2 protein-coding genes are annotated in these 3,703 nt (G+C 40.4%); both read left to right on the forward strand.

Going from position 1 to position 3,703, the window contains the following annotated elements; all coding sequences use genetic code 11:
• Positions 1 to 111 precede the first annotated feature (111 nt).
• Complete coding sequence (locus B3Y13_RS01615; protein WP_296668183.1) at positions 112 to 1,869, forward strand: hypothetical protein; 1,758 nt, start codon at positions 112 to 114, stop codon at positions 1,867 to 1,869.
• A 127-nt stretch (positions 1,870 to 1,996) separates the two neighbouring features.
• Positions 1,997 to 3,523, forward strand: coding sequence for an acyl-CoA carboxylase subunit beta (locus B3Y13_RS01620; protein WP_296692274.1), 1,527 nt, complete (start codon positions 1,997 to 1,999; stop codon positions 3,521 to 3,523).
• Positions 3,524 to 3,703 lie beyond the last annotated feature (180 nt).

A 3,703-nucleotide genomic window follows, 5' to 3' on the forward strand; every position in this document is an offset into this window, starting at 1 on the left:
GAGGCGAATGCCGTAGCCCTGAAAAGCTCGTTTTTTTTGAGTTTACTCAAAAAAATCCGCCCGTACAATTTTTAACTTTACTTTTATCTTCAATATAAATAAATTTGTTGTATGGATTGCATTTTTTTTGAAGAAGATAAAATTTTTTTACGTTCATTTTTGGCTGAACAGAGTTTTGCGCGCACTGACTTGGAAAAACTTCTGGCAGAAGACGGTTTTGCGGCAGAAATTTGCGCTGACGGACGGATTTTGTTAAAAAAATGGAATTTTGATTCCATTAAGATTCTTGAAGACAAGTCGGCCGCGTTTGCAGGAAAAATGCCGGGCGAAGGCAAATTGGTTTTTGAGCCGCTTTTTAAGATTTTTGAAGATAAAAACGAAGCAAACAAAAAAGAAAATTGCAACGAAAAAATTGTTGCGGTTTTTAAGGCGATGGACGAAATTCTCAAAGATGCAGGCTTTTGCGAAAATCAAAATGAATACGAATCGAAAAAATTGACGGTTTTTCCGGGCGCACAGGGGATTTTGGTTTCGGAAAAACAGAAAAATGGAAGTTTTTGGGCAGTTGTTCTTCCAGGAAATCTTTTTGAGCGTTGCGCAGAAAATTCAAAAGATTATGGAAAATTTCAGGGAATTTTTGTTCACCGCGGACTCGAAGGTCTGGAAGCGGCGCTTTTTACAAGAGCCGCGCTAGCTTATCGGGCAATCACAAAAAAATATGCTTTTTGCCAGGAAAATTTGGAAAAAAGACAGGCGGATATTACGGATTCGAATTTTATTCCTGTTGAATACGAAATTCCTGCCGTAAACGAAAAACTTGCGTTGTCTGTAGACGCAGGGCTTTGCATAAAACGAAAAAAACGGACTATTCCTGGAGAGCGCCGTTTTGTAAACGAAAAAACCGAAAAAAATCGCATTGAAATTCTAAAAAAAGCCATGGAATTTAATTCAAAACTTTTGGAAGATTTTTTTAAGGCTGGATTTTCTAAAAATCAGGGCGACCAGAAATTTTTAGAAAGACGAATCAAATTCATAAAAAAACAGGCGAAAAAAATAAAGTCCGGACGTTTTTATCGAAGAAATTCAAAAAAAATTTGGGGAAGCGTTTTGGCGGCAATTGCCGGATTTTCGGTTGCATCCAGTTTTAATAAAGAAAATCAAAAACTTGCAACGAGCATGGGACTTACTTCCGGGCAGACCGTGCAGACTCTTTTGACAGGAATTCACAAGGCTGACGTTACGATTATTCAGGAAATTGCAAAAGGAAAAGAAGCAAAAAGCCTTATTCAGCAGGTTTCGGGATTTTATGTTACAAACAAACAGAGGCTTGCAATGGACGAAAAAGACGGAACCTTAACTCCTGCCGGCTGGCTGTTCTTTAGAGGGACGACTGATTTTTGGCAATACGGAATTACAAATTTGACGATTGACGGAATTCAAACTTCTTCAAATTTTGATTATCCAAAAAGAAAAGACAAAAAAACTCCGCTCAAAGAAGAAAACGGCAAAACCTTAAAAAAAGGCGACGAAACAAGCCACGAAGTAAGCTACAATCTGATTTACAACGAAGGCGAGCCGATAATTACGGTTTTGACAACGACAGAAAATGTTAATCTTGTGTGGAACGGAAAGCGATGGATTGTAAGAAAAATCAGCGGAACTGGAAAAACTTTCCGGAATTCCTACAGCGTAAAAAACTACAAAAAAGACTATCTGGACTGTCTTGAAAAAACTGGAGAAGACGTAAAAAAAGCGTCAGAACTTCTGCGCCAGAAGTACAATTTTGTGCCGTCAGAAATGGATTTAAGAGACGAAGTTCCATATATGATAAAAAAATACAATAATTCAGCCGCAAAAGAATTTAAGTAAAATTGCAAACATTCTGTTCTTTCCTTCTTTTTCTTAAAATGACATTTTCTTTCTTTTTGTCATATTGACATTTATTGAGAAAATGTCGTATTCTCCTAGTTAGATATTAACAAAGCGAGGCATTAAGATGGCTTTTGACTACAATCTTGAAAAACAGCACGCAAAAGGAAAACTTCACGCAATTGAAAGAATCAACCTTCTTTGCGACAAAGACAGTTTTATGGAAATTTATGCAGATGCTCAGCATCAGTGCACAAGTTTTGGAATGGACAAAAAAACAATTCCTTATGACGGCGTAATCACAGGCTTTGGAAAGGTAAACGGAAAAAAGGTTGCAGTTTATGCACAGGATTTTACAGTACAGGGCGGTTCTTTAGGAAAAGTCCACGGTCAGAAAATTGCAGAACTCATTGCAAAGGCAATTGAATGCCGCTGTCCTGTAATCGGACTTAACGATTCTGGCGGTGCCCGTATTCAGGAAGGAGTTGACGCTCTTTGCGGTTACGGTGAAATTTTCTGTCAGAATGTACGCGCAAGCGGTGTAATTCCGCAGATTTCTGTGATTGCAGGACCTTGTGCCGGCGGCGCAGTTTATTCTCCTGGACTTACGGACTTTATTTTTACAGTCGATAAAATTTCTGAAATGTACATTACAGGACCAAAAGTTGTAAAACAGGTAATGTTTATGGACATTACATCGGAAGACTTGGGTGGAGCTGCAATTCACTCTCAAAAATCAGGCGTTGCACACTACCGTTGCCCGACAGAAGCAGAATGTATCGAAAAAGTACGCAAGCTTCTCGATTATATTCCTCACTATTACGGCGACAAAACTCCTTTTGAGCCAAAAGAAAAAAAGGCTCTTTTTGGTAAAAAAGCTGACTTTAAATATACAGAAAAAAAATCTGCTGAACTCGACTCTGTTCTTCCAGAAACAAGCACAAAAGGATACGATATCCGCGAAGTAATCAACCGCGTTGTAGACGATGACAGCTTCTTTGAATCAACAGAAGAATTTGCAGGAAACGCAGTTGTAGGTTTTGCAAAAATCGAAGGCAAGACGGTTGGCGTAGTTGCAAACAATCCTGGAAACTTTGGCGGTGTATTGAACTGCGACGCTTCCGACAAAATTGCACGCCATGTCCGCTATTGCGACGCTTACGACATTCCGCTTTTGACCTTTGTTGACGTTCCAGGCTTTATTCCAGGTCCGCAAGAAGAACAGAAGGGAATTATCCGCCACGGAGCAAAAATTCTCTACGCTTATGCAGAAGCCTCAGTTCCAAAAGTTACAGTAATCACCCGCAAGGCTTACGGCGGAGCATACATTGCAATGTGCTCAAAACACCTCGGCGCAGACTTTGTTTATGCCTGGCCAAAAGCAGAAATTGCCGTAATGGGAGCAGAAGGAGCAATTGGAATTCTTTATGCAAAAGAATTAAAAGACCCGAACAATGCCCAGCTCGTGCAGGAAAAAGGACAGGAATACCGTGCAACGTTTATGACGCCTACAATTGCCGCTCAGCGCGACTACATAAGCGCCGTAATTGAACCACAGGAAACCCGCGCCCGAATTTTAAGCAGTTTTGAAATTCTCGAAAATAAGAGCGTTTCGGACAAACCTCTCAAAAAACACGGAAACATTCCTCTTTAATATTTTACAAAACGGCATCTTTATTTAAGGCGCCGTTTTTTTTATTTTTGGAGCACATCTTCGCCCTAACCGGCTTTCCGCCCTTCGCTAGCGCTCATTGCCTGCGGCAACTCCGGGGCTCCAATCCGGGCTATAAGGCCCGGCCGTGCGCTTTTAGCGCACACGTAAATAAACGGGTTT

Origin of the sequence: Treponema sp. UBA7567, assembly GCF_002476655.1 — a bacterium.
Lineage (GTDB): Bacteria > Spirochaetota > Spirochaetia > Treponematales > Treponemataceae > Treponema_D.